The 14587-nt window shown below is 54.1% G+C and carries 17 protein-coding genes and 3 tRNA genes; 12 read left to right on the top strand and 8 right to left on the bottom strand.

Features of this window, described 5'->3' with window-relative positions:
• Positions 1 to 13: 13 nt before the first annotated feature.
• The 4 genes from prfC to BWI95_RS02360 all read right to left on the bottom strand — a co-directional run bounded on the left by prfC (position 14) and on the right by BWI95_RS02360 (position 3213).
• Complete coding sequence (prfC, locus tag BWI95_RS02345) at positions 14 to 1603, bottom strand: peptide chain release factor 3 (RefSeq protein ID WP_054802772.1); 1590 nt, start codon at positions 1601 to 1603, stop codon at positions 14 to 16.
• 91 nt (positions 1604 to 1694) lie between these two features.
• Entirely contained in the window at positions 1695 to 2372 is a 678-nt protein-coding gene (gene yjjG / locus BWI95_RS02350; RefSeq protein WP_054802771.1) for a pyrimidine 5'-nucleotidase, read from the bottom strand.
• 18 nt (positions 2373 to 2390) lie between these two features.
• Positions 2391 to 2831 (bottom strand): ribosomal protein S18-alanine N-acetyltransferase, encoded by a 441-nt coding sequence (gene rimI / locus BWI95_RS02355; RefSeq protein WP_054802770.1) that lies wholly within the window; start codon positions 2829 to 2831, stop codon positions 2391 to 2393.
• Entirely contained in the window at positions 2800 to 3213 is a 414-nt protein-coding gene (locus tag BWI95_RS02360; RefSeq protein ID WP_042716030.1) for a DNA polymerase III subunit psi, read from the bottom strand. The genes rimI and BWI95_RS02360 overlap by 32 nt, the downstream gene beginning before the upstream one ends.
• Positions 3214 to 3490: 277 nt before the next feature.
• Between BWI95_RS02360 and rsmC the strand changes: the two genes are divergently transcribed.
• The 4 genes from rsmC to BWI95_RS02385 all read left to right on the top strand — a co-directional run bounded on the left by rsmC (position 3491) and on the right by BWI95_RS02385 (position 5007).
• Positions 3491 to 4522 carry a 16S rRNA (guanine(1207)-N(2))-methyltransferase RsmC gene (gene rsmC, locus BWI95_RS02370; protein ID WP_076768941.1) on the top strand — a complete coding sequence of 344 codons (1032 nt, stop codon included), beginning with the start codon at positions 3491 to 3493 and terminating at the stop codon, positions 4520 to 4522.
• 165 nt (positions 4523 to 4687) lie between these two features.
• A tRNA-Leu gene (locus BWI95_RS02375) sits at positions 4688 to 4774 on the top strand.
• A 28-nt stretch (positions 4775 to 4802) separates the two neighbouring features.
• Positions 4803 to 4889: transfer RNA gene (locus tag BWI95_RS02380), tRNA-Leu, on the top strand.
• A 31-nt stretch (positions 4890 to 4920) separates the two neighbouring features.
• A tRNA-Leu gene (locus tag BWI95_RS02385) sits at positions 4921 to 5007 on the top strand.
• Between the two features lie 35 nt (positions 5008 to 5042).
• Here BWI95_RS02385 and BWI95_RS02390 read toward each other — a convergent pair.
• Positions 5043 to 5282 carry a DUF1435 domain-containing protein gene (locus tag BWI95_RS02390; RefSeq protein ID WP_054802769.1) on the bottom strand — a complete coding sequence of 80 codons (240 nt, stop codon included), beginning with the start codon at positions 5280 to 5282 and terminating at the stop codon, positions 5043 to 5045.
• Between the two features lie 246 nt (positions 5283 to 5528).
• Here BWI95_RS02390 and BWI95_RS02395 point away from each other — a divergent pair, with 246 nt between their 5' ends.
• Both BWI95_RS02395 and fhuF read left to right on the top strand, forming a co-directional pair.
• Positions 5529 to 6593, top strand: a complete 1065-nt coding sequence (locus BWI95_RS02395; protein WP_076768942.1) for a GGDEF domain-containing protein — start codon at positions 5529 to 5531, stop codon at positions 6591 to 6593.
• Between the two features lie 102 nt (positions 6594 to 6695).
• Positions 6696 to 7484, top strand: a complete 789-nt coding sequence (fhuF, locus tag BWI95_RS02400; protein WP_076768943.1) for a siderophore-iron reductase FhuF — start codon at positions 6696 to 6698, stop codon at positions 7482 to 7484.
• 49 nt (positions 7485 to 7533) lie between these two features.
• Here fhuF and BWI95_RS02405 read toward each other — a convergent pair whose 3' ends face one another.
• Positions 7534 to 8877, bottom strand: a complete 1344-nt coding sequence (locus BWI95_RS02405; RefSeq protein ID WP_076768944.1) for a PTS sugar transporter subunit IIC — start codon at positions 8875 to 8877, stop codon at positions 7534 to 7536.
• A gap of 336 nt (positions 8878 to 9213) precedes the next feature.
• Here BWI95_RS02405 and BWI95_RS02410 point away from each other — a divergent pair, with 336 nt between their 5' ends.
• Entirely contained in the window at positions 9214 to 9672 is a 459-nt protein-coding gene (locus BWI95_RS02410; RefSeq protein WP_076768945.1) for a YbaK/EbsC family protein, read from the top strand.
• A 50-nt stretch (positions 9673 to 9722) separates the two neighbouring features.
• Here the strand turns inward: BWI95_RS02410 and bglJ are convergent, their stop codons facing one another.
• Positions 9723 to 10343 (bottom strand): DNA-binding transcriptional activator BglJ, encoded by a 621-nt coding sequence (bglJ, locus tag BWI95_RS02415; protein ID WP_076770267.1) that lies wholly within the window; start codon positions 10341 to 10343, stop codon positions 9723 to 9725.
• 20 nt (positions 10344 to 10363) lie between these two features.
• Positions 10364 to 11095: a LuxR C-terminal-related transcriptional regulator gene (locus BWI95_RS02420; RefSeq protein ID WP_369811826.1), complete on the bottom strand. Its 732-nt coding sequence runs from the start codon at positions 11093 to 11095 to the stop codon at positions 10364 to 10366.
• A gap of 528 nt (positions 11096 to 11623) precedes the next feature.
• Between BWI95_RS02420 and BWI95_RS02425 the strand changes: the two genes are divergently transcribed.
• The 5 genes from BWI95_RS02425 (at position 11624) to dnaT (ending at position 14587) form a co-directional block, all read left to right on the top strand.
• A complete protein-coding gene (locus BWI95_RS02425; RefSeq protein WP_076768946.1) occupies positions 11624 to 12400 on the top strand; it encodes a threonine/serine exporter family protein in 777 nt (258 codons plus the stop codon).
• On the top strand, positions 12391 to 12864 hold the full coding sequence (locus BWI95_RS02430; protein WP_042715758.1) for a threonine/serine exporter: 474 nt from the start codon (positions 12391 to 12393) through the stop codon (positions 12862 to 12864). Before BWI95_RS02425 ends, BWI95_RS02430 begins: the two co-directional genes overlap by 10 nt.
• A 53-nt stretch (positions 12865 to 12917) precedes the next feature.
• Positions 12918 to 13373, top strand: coding sequence for a MarR family winged helix-turn-helix transcriptional regulator (locus BWI95_RS02435; RefSeq protein WP_054802767.1), 456 nt, complete (start codon positions 12918 to 12920; stop codon positions 13371 to 13373).
• A gap of 80 nt (positions 13374 to 13453) precedes the next feature.
• Positions 13454 to 13882, top strand: coding sequence for an organic hydroperoxide resistance protein (locus BWI95_RS02440; RefSeq protein WP_042715761.1), 429 nt, complete (start codon positions 13454 to 13456; stop codon positions 13880 to 13882).
• 165 nt (positions 13883 to 14047) lie between these two features.
• Complete coding sequence (dnaT, locus tag BWI95_RS02445; RefSeq protein WP_054802766.1) at positions 14048 to 14587, top strand: primosomal protein DnaT; 540 nt, start codon at positions 14048 to 14050, stop codon at positions 14585 to 14587.

The following is a 14587-nucleotide window of genomic DNA, read 5'->3' on the forward strand; positions in this document are numbered from 1 at the left end:
CTCCGTAGAGGGATTAGTGTTCGCGGGTTTTGTGGAAGGTCACTTCCGGGTAACGCTCTTGTGTCAGGTTGAGGTTAACCATGGTCGGCGCGATGTAGGTCAGGTTATCGCCGCCATCGAGCGCCAGCTGGATCTCGTTCTTACGTTTAAACTCTTCGAACTTCTTCACGTCGCTGCTCTCCACCCAACGGGCAGTTGCCACGTTGACGGACTCATAGACCGCTTCGACGTTGTATTCGCTCTTCAGACGCGCTACCACCACATCAAACTGCAGCACACCCACCGCGCCGACAATCAGATCGTTGTTGGCAATCGGGCGGAAGACCTGCACCGCGCCCTCTTCTGAAAGCTGAACCAGACCTTTAAGCAGCTGTTTCTGCTTCAGCGGGTCGCGCAGGCGAATACGGCGGAAGAGCTCAGGGGCAAAGTTCGGGATGCCGGTGAACTTCATCATTTCACCCTGCGTGAAGGTGTCGCCAATCTGAATGGTGCCATGGTTATGCAGGCCGATGATGTCGCCCGGGTAGGCCTCTTCAACGTGCGAGCGGTCGCCCGCCATAAAGGTCAGCGCATCGGAGATCACCACATCTTTACCGGTGCGCACCTGGCGCAGCTTCATCCCTTTTTCGTAACGCCCGGAAACCACGCGCATAAAGGCAACGCGGTCGCGGTGCTTCGGATCCATGTTGGCCTGGATCTTAAAGACAAAGCCGGTGAACTTCTCATCGTCCGCTTTCACTTCACGCACGTCGGTTTTACGCGGCATCGGCGCCGGTGCCCACTCAACTAAGCCATCCAGCATATGATCGACGCCAAAGTTACCGAGCGCGGTGCCGAAGAAGACTGGCGTCAGCGCGCCGCTCAGGAAAAGCTCCTGGTCGAACTCGTTGGAAGCACCCTGCACCAGTTCCAGCTCATCGCGCAGCTGCTGGGCCAGATCCTCGCCGACAGCGGCATCCAGCTCCGGGTTATCCAGCCCTTTGACGATGCGCACTTCCTGGATGGTGTGGCCTTTACCGGTCTGGTAAAGGTAGGTTTCATCTTTATAGAGGTGGTAAACCCCTTTGAACAGCTTGCCGCAGCCAATCGGCCAGGTGATCGGCGCGCAGGCAATCTTCAGCTCGCTCTCGACTTCATCCAGCAGCTCCATCGGATCGCGGATGTCACGGTCGAGTTTGTTCATAAAGGTGAGGATCGGCGTATCGCGCAGACGGGTCACTTCCATCAGCTTACGGGTACGATCTTCGACGCCCTTCGCCGCATCGATCACCATCAGACAGCAGTCAACGGCGGTTAGGGTGCGGTAGGTATCTTCGGAGAAGTCTTCGTGCCCAGGGGTGTCGAGCAGGTTGATCAGGTTCTCGCGGTACGGGAACTGCATCACGGACGTGGTGATGGAGATACCACGCTGCTTCTCCATCTCCATCCAGTCAGATTTTGCATGCTGGTTGGAGCCACGGCCTTTTACAGTCCCGGCGGTCTGGATCGCCTGTCCGAACAGCAGCACCTTTTCGGTGATGGTAGTTTTACCGGCATCGGGGTGCGAGATGATAGCGAACGTGCGGCGCTTCGCCACCTCTTGGTAATAAGGAGACAACGTCATAATTGAGATCTTCTGTGTAATTGCGCGGCACTGAGCCCCGCGTTAAAGACGAAAAATGCGGCTATTGTACTCAACGGTTGAGTGCAGACAATCAATGTTTACACAGGAGTTGCTCCAGTTCGTTCAGGGACGTTACCGTCCAGGTCGGGTTGATACCTTCAGGCAGCGCGCGGTTGTGGGCATTGAGCCAGCAGGTCGATAGCCCCGCGTTGATGCCGCCCAGAATATCCGACTCCGCCGTGTCGCCAACCATTAAGACGCGATCGCGGGATGGGTTACCGGCCTGCTTCAGTGCGTACTCAAAGATACGCGGATCCGGTTTAGCCACGCCAACCTGTTCAGAAATCACTAACAGATCAAAATAGTCGCGCAGGCCGGTGCGTTCCAGGCGAATTTGCTGCAAGGCGGTAAAACCATTGGTGATGATGCCGATTTTCACTTTGCCCTTCAGGCTGTCGAGCAGCGACACCGCGCCCGGCAGCGGCGCGCAGATTTCCGCCATCGCATTCAGAAACGCCTCATTAAGCATGCCCGGCGGCACATCCAGCCGCTCGGACCAGCTCTGGAAACGCTTATGCTGCAACTGCAGCGCGGTGATCGCGCCGTTCTGGTAATCGACCCACAAAGGCTTGTTAACGGACTGATATTCTGCGAAATCCTGATCGGTGAATGTCACGCTATAGTCAAGAAACATCCGTTGTAAGCCGCCAAACGAGTCGAAGGTGAACAACGTTTCGTCAGCGTCAAAGAGTATCCAGTCCCATTTCATTACATCACCTTTATTCAATTACAGAGGAAGCGCCATGATGATGGCATCCTCACGCCCGTGGGCCGTGGGATAGTAGTTGCGCCTGATAGTCGCTTCGTTAAAACCTAAACTTTCATACAGCGCAATGGCGGGCTGGTTAGAGGCGCGAACCTCCAGCCACAGCGTCAACACATCGCGCTTTTCCAGCTCGCTAATCAGATGTTCGAGCAGCTGGCGGCCCAGCCCCTGGCGCTGCCAGGCGGGATCGACGGCGATATTGAACAGCGTGGCTTCATCAAGCACCACCTGCGTGATGGCGAAAGCCGCCATCTCGTCACCCACCATCAGCCGATAGTTGAGGTAGCGCTCCCCCTGATTACTGGCGAGTGTTTTTTCGCTCCAGGGAAAGGCGTGCGCCCGGGTTTCTATTTCGTAAGCGCGGGGCAGATCAGTCGTGCTGAGGGAAGAAATCGTGTTCATGTTCGCAGATTTGTTGCCATAACGCGGCGCGTGCCGCAGGGTTTGCGCGTAGCTCATCAACAGCGGGCGTCGAGACTTGCGCGCCCGACAGCGGTAGCGGCGCATCAATGCCCAGCAGCCAGCTGTTGCAATGGCTCTCAGGCGGCAGCATCGCCACGCGATCCGGGGTGAGTTGCAGTACCTGATCTGCCGTTACGGTCAGGGCACGCAGCACGTCGGTGACAAGCGGATCGTTTAATGCAGGCAGCGCCGGCGAGACCATTACCAGACGAATATGCGCGGGCAGCGAAATGGCGATCTCGCCCTGTAACGCCGTCGGGCGGCGCAGGGTCCACTGGGTAATGCCCAGCTGCTGTAATTGCCAGTCGCGTCGGGAAGTCATCGTGAAACACTCCTGTATCAGGCGCGCAAATATAACAAACTCGTCGAAAATGCGCCATCAACACGCGGCATGTGGAGATAAAGACGCAGCCAACAAAGAGGCAGCGCGAAGGATAACGTGTTACACAAAATCATTCGTGTTGCGTCGAGGCGGCAAGGATGAATATCCCCAGGAGCTTACAAGAGTAAGTGACTGGGGTATGAAGACGCAGCCAACAAAGAGGCAGCGCGAAGGATAACGTGTATAATCGCCGGCTCAGTTTAAAGAGGAACACGTAATGTCTGCTTTTACCCCGGCAAGTGAAGTCTTGCTGCGCCACAGTGATGATTTCGAATCTAACCATATTCTTTTTGCCGGTGATCTGCAGGACGACCTGCCCGCGCGTCTGGAGAGTGCCGGGAGCCGTGCCTGGACCCAACAGTTCCACCAGTGGCAAACCCTGAGCCAGCAGATGGGCGAGCGCGCCAGTTTTAGCCTGGTGGCGGATAGCGCGATGATTGGTGAGAGCGATACGCTTATCTACTACTGGCCGAAAAATAAGCCGGAAGCGCTGTTCCAGCTGATGAATTTGCTCTCGCTGCTGCCGGTGGGAACGGATATTTTTGTGGTTGGCGAAAACCGCAGCGGCGTGCGCAGCGCCGAGCAGATGCTGGCAGAGTATTGCACGCTGAATAAGATCGACAGCGCGCGTCGCTGTGGGCTTTATCACGGTCGCCTCGATAAAAACCCTGCCTTTGATCCTGACGGTTTCTGGGGCGAGTACGCACTGGACTCCCTGACGATTAAAACCATGCCGGGCGTCTTTAGCCGCGATGGGCTGGATGTGGGCAGCCAGTTGCTGCTCTCCACGCTGACGCCGCATACCAAAGGCAAAGTGCTGGATGTTGGCTGCGGCACGGGCGTGCTGGCAGCGGCGCTGGCAAGCCATTCGCCGAAAGTGCGTTTGACCCTGTGTGATGTTTCGGCCCCGGCGATCGAAGCCAGCCGCGCGACGCTTGCCGCGAACGGCCTTGAAGGTGAGGTTTTCGCCAGTAATGTCTTCTCTGAGGTGACTGGTCGCTTCGATATGATCATCTCCAATCCGCCGTTCCATGACGGGTTGCAGACCAGCCTCGAAGCGGCGCAAACGCTGATCCGCGGCGCGGTGCGTCACCTCAACAGCGGCGGCGAGCTGCGTATTGTGGCGAACGCCTTCCTGCCCTATCCGGACGTGCTGGATCAGACCTTCGGTTTCCATGAAGTGATCGCGCAAACCGGACGCTTTAAGGTTTACCGTACCGTGATGACGCGCCAGGCGCTGAAAAAATAAGCCCTCTTCCCGGCGGGCCTGCTCGCCGGGTGAATTTCCCCACCTGTTAGCCGACGCCCATTTTTGCAGCAATCGACGACTCTGCGCGCAATTAACTGTTGACGAAAAGTTGAAAACATCTAGAATGCGCCTCCGTGGTAACGATACTTCTGGTATCGATGGTATGCGAAGGTGGCGGAATTGGTAGACGCGCTAGCTTCAGGTGTTAGTGTCCTTACGGACGTGGGGGTTCAAGTCCCCCCCCTCGCACCATAAACCACGCAGATATCGCTCGCACTGTGCGAAGGTGGCGGAATTGGTAGACGCGCTAGCTTCAGGTGTTAGTGTTCTTACGGACGTGGGGGTTCAAGTCCCCCCCCTCGCACCAACGAGGCGATATCTACAAGTAAGATGACTGTGCGAAGGTGGCGGAATTGGTAGACGCGCTAGCTTCAGGTGTTAGTGTCCTTACGGACGTGGGGGTTCAAGTCCCCCCCCTCGCACCAGATATCTTGCTCACCCCTCTTAATGCCCTCTGTTTTTACACCACCATTTTCAAATTCAGCAGCATCAAAATGACACCGCCAATCAGAGCAATGCTTGATGGCAGCAGAACGTAATGACGTAATCGTTTGTGGTAAAGCATCACTGGCGTCAATAATAAGCCCAGTAAAATCACCGCGCGCCAGCTGTTGACCGACAGGTCTGCCAGCACTAATGCGGCCACAATCATGCCCGGAAAAACGATCCCCCAACGACTTCCCAACGCGCGCTGCAGCATGGTTTCATCTCTTCAATCACGAATGATAACCAATATCATATGATAAATTTTCTCATCTGTCAGCGAGCTCGCAGTGTCGGAAGATTCTGCATCTTCTAATGACAGCCATTAAGTAAGGTGATAAATTAAGCACCGCTTAAATAAAAATTCTTATTACTAATATTTCGCGATGACCATTTCATTGCGCAACGCTATTTTACGACTCATAACGCACTGAAAAACTGCGGATAAATACGACTTATAGGTATGACATCACAAACATGGCAATCTCTTTGTAATAAGAGATATCGATTGTCCCTACGTCTCTTTTTACTGCTCAACGCCATTTCAGCACTCTTTTCTATGCTGGTGCCGCTCTATAATCTGCACGCCGTGACCGTGCCGGTTTGCGCGATCTTCACGCTCAGCGCGGTGTTACCCGCGTGGCACAAATTTTACCCCAGAAGCAAAATCAACATCACACTGATCTCACTCCTGTTTGGCTGCCTTTGGGCGTGGCATGTGGTTCTTAAAGCGAAACTGATAGGGGATGATGCTTCGGCCTATCTGTTAATCGCGCTGCTCAGCGTTCTGTTTATCGGCACTATCGCTTTCTCCAATAATGTCATCGCCTTCCTTCTCCACTCTCTGCCGCTTTTTGTAACCAGCTTATGGCTGAATGAGTCTGAGAGCTGCATGCGCCTCATCTATAGCTTCTCTCTACCCGTTATTGGGATTGCCATTCAGCATGCAATTCAGAAGCGTAACGATAGTTTTGCCCGCGCCCTGATGCAGCGGTTGATGCAGGAGCGCAAAACCCTTAACGACCTGAGCATGCTCGACCCGCTCACCGGTCTCTATAACCGCCGCGGATTGCAGCATAAACTCGATAACCTGCTTGCCGTCGATGACAGCAGCCGTTTTGTTCTGCTACTGGATATCGATCACTTCAAAGCCTATAACGACCATTATGGGCACATGATGGGCGACCAGGCGCTTATCCGCGTCTCTGCTGCGCTGCGCGACGCAGTGCGCTCGCGGGACATTGTGGCGCGCTTCGGTGGCGAAGAGTTTATGATTTTGTTGAATAACATCGACCAGGATCAGGCGCGGATGGCCGCAGAGCATATCCGCCAGCGGGTTTACGATCTGAAGATCCCGCATATGTTTAATGAAAGCGTCGCCACTAATGTCACCGTCAGTATCGGCATTGCGCCGTTGCAGAATAACGATATTGATGCCGCGCTGACGCAGGCGGATAAAGCGCTGTATGAAGCCAAGCATTTAGGCCGCAACAGTATTCTGGTCAGCGGAGACTTACAGCTCGCCTGACGTGCGCTGGCGCTAACTTTACGATAAACAACTTGCTATCGGTTTGGCCTCTGGATAGGATTGGCAATCATTATCATTTAGATTCCTTCTGCAGCTGGGGCTATGGCATACCGTACCGCATCGATTACGCAACAAGTTATCTGGCAAAGCCCGCTTCATGACGAGCGCGACTCGCTGGCGACTGCCATGCGGGATGCGATTGCCAGCACGCGGGCCCATCTGCTCGATTTCCTGCGCCTTAATGAAGATGTCCCCCATCATGCAATGACGCTGGCGGAGTGGTCGCGCCCAACGGCGCTAAGCTCGCTTATTGCCACCTACTCCGATCATATTTACCGTAACAACCCCACAGAGCCACGTGAAAGCAAACCGCTGCTCTCGCTGTGGGCGCAATGGTATCTCGGGCTGATGGTGCCGCCGCTGTTGCTGACGCTGTTAACGCAAAAGAGCGCGCTGGATTTAGACCCCGATAACTTCCACGTTGAATTTCACGAAAGCGGGCGCGCTGCCTGCTTCTGGATCGATGTTCAGCAGGATCACAGCCTGACGCTGAAAAATGATGCTGAACGTATTGCCGCCCTGGTCACCCATACCATCCAGCCGGTAATAAAGGCACTGGAGGCGACGGGCGACATCAATGGCAAACTTATCTGGAGCAACACCGGTTACCTGATTAACTGGTATCTGGGCGAAATGATGCCGCTTATCGGCGAAGCCCGGCTGGCCGCCCTGCGCCAGATCTGCTTTTTCGAAAAAGCGTTTGCTGACGGCAGCGACAACCCGCTATGGCGCACGGTCGTGCTGCGCGACGGCGCGCTGGTTCGTCGGACATGCTGCCAGCGCTATCGCCTGCCGGATGTTCAGCAGTGTGGCGATTGCACGCTGAAATAGCGTTGTACGCTGGAATAGCAAAGGGGCGATAATTCGCCCCTTTTTTGTCTCAGGCAACCTGCCGATTTTCCTCTTCTGCGCGACGCGCCTCTTCCGCCTCCTGCTCCAGCAGCTGCTTCTCATACACCTTGAAGAAGGGGTAGTAGATAACCGCCGAGATCGCGGCGAGGAGCAGAACCAGCACGGCAGCGCGGAAGTCCCAGCCTAATGCCCACGCGGCACCAATCGGCGCGGGCGCGGTCCACGGTACAACCGAAATCACGCGGCCAATCAGATCCATCTTCATCACCGCCCAGGCAATAATTGCGTTGAGCGTCGGTGCCAGCAGGAAGGGGATAAAGAACACCGGGTTCATCACAATCGGTGTGCCGAAAATCACCGGCTCATTAATGTTAAACAGACTTGGCACAACGCTGAGACGGCCAATCGATCGTAGATGGACCGAGCGGCTACGCAGGTAGCAGAACACCAGCCCCATGGTTGCGCCCGACCCGCCAATCACAATAAAGAAGGTCCAGAACGCCTCCATAAAGATGTGCGGCAGCGGCGCGCTTTGCGCCAGAGCGCTCTGGTTGATACCCAGGTTGGTCAGCCAGAACATCTGCAGCATGCCGGAGACAATGGCTGCGCCGTGGATACCGGCAAACCAGAGCAGATGACCAATGATCACCGCCAGCAGGATCGCAGGCAGAGAGTCTGCCGCCGACACCAGCGGTTTAAACAGCGCCATGATCGCCTGCGGGATGAGCATATTGAACTGGGACTGAATCAGCAGGCTGAGCGGATAGAGCGTCAGTACCACCACCAGCACCGGGATCAGCAGATCGAAGGAGTTCTTAATCATCGGCGGCACCTGGTCCGGCAAGCGGATGCCAATGTTGTGCGCCTTCAGAAAACGCATCATCTCCACGCAGTAGATTGCCACAAGGATGGCGGTGAAAATCCCGGTGCCGCCAAGGCTATCCACCGGTAGCGTGCCGCTGGTTTTCGGCGCGGCAACCAGTAAAAACGCCATCAGCGAGAGCATCGCGCACATAAAGGGATCAAGCTGATATGTCTTCGCGTAGTGCTTGCCGAGGTTGTAGGCGATAGCGGCGCAAATGTAGATCGACATGATCCCCATCGTCATATCAAACGGCGTAAGGATCCGCCCTTCATACTGCTTCGCCAGATCCAGCCAGCCGCGGGCAAAACCCCACGTGGTATCAGGCGAAAAAGGGGGGTAAGCAAATACCAGTAAAAACGAACCGACAATCATAAAGGGCATCGCGGAGATAAAGCCGTCGCGGATGGCCATAACGTGGCGCTGGGAAGAGATACGCCCGGCTATCGGGCTGACATAGTTTTCAATAAACCGAAAGATAAGGTTAAACGCAGCATGGTTAGCAGACATCGTCGATCTCCTGTCAGACTTGCAAGGTAATGGCAACAGCAGCGGTGCAGCCGTGCCGCGATCGGTTTCGGATGGTTGAAACCATGCTGATTAGCGGACCAGCATTACAACTGAGTAGAGTAGGTTTCATAAGAGGCTCTTTTTATTTTAGGGTCAGGGGGAGTGACAAAATGAGTATTAACCTGCCCTGAGAACACTGCAACTGGTTCATGTAACCGGTTTCCGCGATTGTGAAGGGGATCGAGAAACGTAATGTAAGCGGTTTGTCATGATGGATTATTTACAGAGATAACTCGCTTGTGACAGATTAGCTGCGGTCTTTCGCAGGAGAACATCATGAGTTTGCAGTCCGTGCGGCAATTCTTTGCCGATAACGCCCCTGATATCGATATTATTGAACTCAATCAAAGTACGGCAACCGTTACGCTGGCGGCGGCGGCCCATCGTGTCGAGCCGGGCCAGATCGCCAAGACGCTGTCGTTAAAGGTGAAAAACGAGGTCATTCTGGTTGTCGCGAAAGGCGATGCCCGGCTTGATAATAAAAAACTGAAAAACACCTTCGGCGCAAAAGCGCGGATGTTGAGCAGTGATGAAGTAGTCACGATTACCGGTCATCCGGTCGGCGGCGTCTGCCCTTTTGGGCTGGAAACTCCGCTGGCGGTCTACTGCGATGTCTCGCTCAAACAGTATCCGGAAGTGTTGCCGGCGGCGGGCGCGATTCACAGCGCGGTGCGTATCTCACCGGAGCGCATGGCGGCGCTGACGTCCGCAAAGTGGATTGACGTTTGCCAGTAGGGTTGCTGCGCCAGGCCCGGTCCTGGCGCTTACGCGCAATGAAGCGAGCGTTACATCAGCTCAGATGCCGCCCGGGTGCTGGGCGGAATCCAGGTCAGAATATCCGCGGCATCAAGTAAACCGACATCGGATGTCACGCCCAATTTTGTCATGGCATTAAATTTGTGCGCGCGGATGGTTTTCACATTGCGGTCCAGCTGCGAGGCGATCTCTGCAATGGAAAAGCCCCGCGTCATATAGTGCAAAATCTCCCTTTCGGTTGGGCTTAACATACGAAACTGGCTGACGTAGCCATGATTAATCATGTTCTCGTTAACCCGCCGGGTTTCGCCAAGCAGCGTGGTGAGTTGCTCAAGCAGCATCGGCAACTCTGATGATTTACTTAAGATGCCGTGCAGGCGCGACGGAGAGAGGTGCCCCACCAGCCGCGCTTCTCTGTCATCTCCCGCCAGCACAATGCGCTGAACGTCCGGGCAGGAGAGCGAGAGCAGATGCAGGCACATCAGGCATTCGCGCCGCTCTTTACGCTGACCAAAAAGCGAATAGATGACCGAGAAATAGGCAGACTTTTTTAATGCCTGCCGAAAGGCAATATGATCCTTAAAAAAATGAAAAGAGTAGTTTGCAAAAACGGGCTCGCTGAATAAACTCTGCAACCCTTCCCGACTCATCATGCATTTTTCAATGATGGCTACATGTCCCGCTTGGCTAATGTTTTCCATTCATTATGGTCTCCATATGCTGATCCTAAATTCAGCTCTTTCATACCCTGATGGCTATTAATCCACGTGTACAAATCTGCATTACTGCGCAGTGATAATCGTCGCATTGCGCTATTTTTCTGCGCGCTGACGGTTTTGTTGCTTTTTTTGAGCAACATGGCGATTTGATTTATTCCCCACCCCTTTCCAAGAAGGCGTAACACTTTCCTTTCCGAAAAGGTGAGTAATTTTCGCGGCGCTGGCGTCTCTGCACAGTGCTGCCGTACCGCAGAAAGTAGCGTTGGGCTCACTTTAGGAGCGTTTTCTTCTCCGCCGCGTAGCGCATTAACCACACTGTCGATAGGCTCAATGTCGGCGAGTAGCATGGTTTGCGGCTGGATTAAAAAGTCCACCGCATCAGGATAAAATTCTGGGGAAATAAAGAAGAGCCAGCGCGTTTTATCGCATTGCGAGATCAAGGTGTAGTAGTGTTCACAGCGCTGCTGCGCAGACCGCAGCCCACCGGAGAAATCAATGATAACCAAGCTGCTATCCGCTAACTGCGGCAGCGTGACCTCCTCTATCGTGGCGTAATGCGTTACCGGATACTCAGGAAAATGATGCTCAAATATGCTGCCAATACCGGCCCTAAGTACGGGAGCCTGGCTAATAATAATCCCGTGATTGCCGCCTGGTGATAGCATAAAAACCTCCGCTTCCATTTGCGCTCTCTATCAATCCTCGTAATGAGTATTTACTCAATCGGTACCAATAATGCGTAAATTAACAATAATATTCCGAACCAGCCGTTATAAGAATTGTTGGAATTTATGATTAGCAATTTAATATAAATATTTAAAATCATAATATTGCCAACGTGCGTGACAACATAACACAACGACTCTTCAAATACTTAGTGCCTTATTAAAAATAAAATAATTAAAAGAATATAATCAAATTGTATATAGTTAATAAAAGATTAATAACCTTAATAAATATTTAATCGCGCATGTAAACCAGGAATATTAACGCTTACCAGGATTATCCGTAATATGTCGTCGTAATTTATATGGCCTTTATAATAATATTCCTAGAAAGATTGGCACGATAAATAACCATGGCGAAATCATTATCCGAATTTATTGCACACTTCTTGATCTGCGTTAGCGCCAGCCTCCCCCGCACCTGTGCTAAAAAGAGGTGTTCCGTTCCCCCTTTGCGAGCGGCGTGACCAGTTAACCAGGGCAAGCATGCAAACAGACCACTCAACGCAGCGAACCATTACGCGCTTGTGTATTCAGTGCGGCCTTTTTTTGTTACAGCACGGCGCAGAGAGCGCGCTGGTGGAGGAGTTGTCGAGCCGCCTGGGGAAAGCGCTTGGCATGGACACAGTCGAGAGCCTGATCTCCTCAAATGCCATCGTGTTAACCACCATTAAAGATGGCCACTGTCTGACCTCAACGCGCAAAAGCAGCGATCGCGGCATTAACATGCATATGGTGACGGAGGTGCAACATATCGTCATTCTCGCCGAGCATAAGCTGCTGGATCTTCAGGATGTAGAGAAGCGCTTCACCCAGCTAAAACCGCTGCGCTATCCGCGCTGGCTGGTGACGCTGATGGTCGGTCTCTCCTGCGCCTGCTTCTGCAAGCTCAATCGCGGCGGCTGGGACGGTGCGTTTATCACCTTCTGCGCTAGCAGCATCGCGATGTATGTCCGTCTGCTGCTGGCAGGAAGACATATGCATCCGCAAATCAACTTCTGTATTACCGCTTTTGTCGCCACCACCGTTTCCGGGCTGCTGCTCACCCTGCCCGCTTTTCTGCACTCCTCAACGGTGGCGATGGCCGCCAGCGTGCTGCTGCTGGTGCCCGGCTTTCCTCTTATTAACGCTGTGGCAGACATGTTTAAAGGGCATATTAATACCGGGCTGGCGCGCTGGGCGATTGCCAGCCTGTTAACACTCGCGACCTGTATCGGCGTGGTGATGGCGATGACACTCTGGGGGCTGCGCGGATGGATATAATCTCGTTCTTCTACGCACTGGCACAAGATATGCTGCTGGCGGCCATTCCGGCAGTCGGGTTTGCGATGGTGTTTAACGTTCCTCACCGCGCTCTGCGCTGGTGCGGACTGCTTGGCGCCATCGGCCACGGCTCGCGTTTTGCCATGATGCATTGGGGTTTTAATATTGAGTGGTCGACGTTTGTCGCCTCAATGCTGGTAGGCTGCATTGGGATCCGCTGGTCGCGCTGGTATCTTGCGCACCCGAAGGTCTTTACTGTGGCAGCGGTCATTCCCATGTTTCCGGGAATTTCAGCCTATACGGCGATGATCTCGGCGGTCAAAATTAGTCACGTTGGCTACAGTGAAGCATTAATGATCCTGCTGTTGACCAACTTCCTGAAGGCCTGCTCGATCGTCGGTGCGCTGTCGATCGGTTTATCGCTGCCAGGGTTATGGATCTACCGTCGACGCCCGCGCGTTTAAGTCGCCTAAAAAATAACTTGCAATTAAATCGTACGCTACCTATATTTAAAACCATGAAGAAAAGCTCAACATCCACCGCGAATGAGCAGCTCGCGCTAGATAACCAGTTTTGTTTTGCACTCTACTCAACAAACCTGGCGCTGCATAAGCTTTATCGGCAGTTGTTAACGCCGATGAACCTGACCTATCCGCAGTATCTGGTCATGCTGGTGCTGTGGGAGAAAGACGACCTTACGGTGTCGGAGATTGGCGAGCGTCTGTTCCTCGACTCCGCCACGCTGACGCCGTTGTTAAAACGTCTGCAAAGCGCCGGGCTGATTGATCGCCAGCGTTCGCGGCATGATGAACGCCAGGTGGTTATCACCCTGAGCGAAAGCGGCCGTGAGTTACAGCAACAGGCTAAAGCCATCCCGGAAGCGATACGCTGCGCGGTGGCCTGCGATGATGCAACGCTGCGTGATGTCAAAAAGCAGCTGGAGCAGTTTCGTCAACAATTTCACCAGGCATAAATTCCCTTTCGGGGATTTATACTGATATATAAATCGCACGCTATTTTATAGCAAACACTCAAGATGATAAGGAACCTGTCATGTCTTTAGAAAAAGTTGTTTACACTGCCAAAGCCAAAGCAACCGGAGGCCGTGACGGCCGCGCAACCTCTTCTGATGGCGTTCTCGACGTCAAACTGGGTGTGCCGAAAGAGATGGGCGGCGCGGGCGGTGAAGTAACCAACCCGGAGCAGCTGTTTGCCGCAGGCTACTCTGCCTGCTTCCTCGGCGCGATGAAGTTCGTGGCTGGCCGCGACAAAATCAGCATGCCGAAAGAGGCCTTTATTGAAGGTGAAGTGGGTATCGGCCCGTTGCCGACCGGTTTTGGTATTGAAGCCAAACTGAACATTCACCTGCCGGGGATGGACGCAGACGAAGCCAAAAAACTGGTCGACGCCGCGCACATCGTCTGCCCTTATTCTAATGCCACCCGTGGCAACATCGACGTTACGCTGAACATCATCGCGTAACGCATTTTTTAGCCAGCACTTATGGGAAATGACAAAGCCGGGGCAACCCGGCTTTTTTCGTGCTGTGCTCCCCTTTCCGCGCGCTGTGTTACTATGTGCCTTTCTGTCGGCGGCCTGCATTGCGCCCGCCACTCTTTCTGTCGTTACCCTGTTTGAGAACGTGTTATGTCTTCCAGAATCCTGACGTCGAATGTTATCGGCATTGATGAATTTATGCGTGATAACGCCGCGATACTGGCGCGCGCGGAAGGCGGTACCGTCGCCGTATTTGCAAATAACAGCCCCGCGTTTTACGCGCTCACCGCCGAGCGCCTTGAGCAGCTACTGGCGCTGGAAGCGCAGCTTTCGCGCCCGCCGAGCGACGTGTCGCTTGATGCGCAATTCTATGAAGAGCCTGCCGCCGCGCCGGTGAGCGTGCCAATGGGCAAATTCGCTATGTATCCGGGCTGGCAGCCAGACGCCGATTTTCAGCGCCTGGCCGCGCTGTGGGGCATCGCCCTCACCCAGCCAGCCACGCCGGAAGAGCTGGCGTCCTTTGTCGCTTACTGGCAGGCGGAAGGCAAAGTCTTCCACCACGTGCAGTGGCAGCAGAAGCTGGCGCGCAGCCTGCAAATCGGGCGCAGCAGCCAGAGCGGCGCGGCGAAGCGCGATATCAACACGCTCTCTGAACCGGACAACCACATTCCACCTGGCTTTCGAGGTTAG

This window comes from Kosakonia cowanii JCM 10956 = DSM 18146 (assembly GCF_001975225.1).
Taxonomy (GTDB): domain Bacteria; phylum Pseudomonadota; class Gammaproteobacteria; order Enterobacterales; family Enterobacteriaceae; genus Kosakonia; species Kosakonia cowanii.

Bases quoted from the DNA above. Each gene is read 5' to 3' on its own strand.
- prfC (WP_054802772.1), bottom strand. From the start codon at position 1,603: ATGACGTTGTCTCCTTATTACCAAGAGGTGGCGAAGCGCCGCACGTTC.
- yjjG (WP_054802771.1), bottom strand. From the start codon at position 2,372: ATGAAATGGGACTGGATACTCTTTGACGCTGACGAAACGTTGTTCACC.
- rimI (WP_054802770.1), bottom strand. From the start codon at position 2,831: ATGAACACGATTTCTTCCCTCAGCACGACTGATCTGCCCCGCGCTTAC.
- BWI95_RS02360 (WP_042716030.1), bottom strand. From the start codon at position 3,213: ATGACTTCCCGACGCGACTGGCAATTACAGCAGCTGGGCATTACCCAG.
- rsmC (WP_076768941.1), top strand. From the start codon at position 3,491: ATGTCTGCTTTTACCCCGGCAAGTGAAGTCTTGCTGCGCCACAGTGAT.
- BWI95_RS02390 (WP_054802769.1), bottom strand. From the start codon at position 5,282: ATGCTGCAGCGCGCGTTGGGAAGTCGTTGGGGGATCGTTTTTCCGGGC.
- BWI95_RS02395 (WP_076768942.1), top strand. From the start codon at position 5,529: ATGACATCACAAACATGGCAATCTCTTTGTAATAAGAGATATCGATTG.
- fhuF (WP_076768943.1), top strand. From the start codon at position 6,696: ATGGCATACCGTACCGCATCGATTACGCAACAAGTTATCTGGCAAAGC.
- BWI95_RS02405 (WP_076768944.1), bottom strand. From the start codon at position 8,877: ATGTCTGCTAACCATGCTGCGTTTAACCTTATCTTTCGGTTTATTGAA.
- BWI95_RS02410 (WP_076768945.1), top strand. From the start codon at position 9,214: ATGAGTTTGCAGTCCGTGCGGCAATTCTTTGCCGATAACGCCCCTGAT.
- bglJ (WP_076770267.1), bottom strand. From the start codon at position 10,343: ATGAGTCGGGAAGGGTTGCAGAGTTTATTCAGCGAGCCCGTTTTTGCA.
- BWI95_RS02420 (WP_369811826.1), bottom strand. From the start codon at position 11,095: ATGGAAGCGGAGGTTTTTATGCTATCACCAGGCGGCAATCACGGGATT.
- BWI95_RS02425 (WP_076768946.1), top strand. From the start codon at position 11,624: ATGCAAACAGACCACTCAACGCAGCGAACCATTACGCGCTTGTGTATT.
- BWI95_RS02430 (WP_042715758.1), top strand. From the start codon at position 12,391: ATGGATATAATCTCGTTCTTCTACGCACTGGCACAAGATATGCTGCTG.
- BWI95_RS02435 (WP_054802767.1), top strand. From the start codon at position 12,918: ATGAAGAAAAGCTCAACATCCACCGCGAATGAGCAGCTCGCGCTAGAT.
- BWI95_RS02440 (WP_042715761.1), top strand. From the start codon at position 13,454: ATGTCTTTAGAAAAAGTTGTTTACACTGCCAAAGCCAAAGCAACCGGA.
- dnaT (WP_054802766.1), top strand. From the start codon at position 14,048: ATGTCTTCCAGAATCCTGACGTCGAATGTTATCGGCATTGATGAATTT.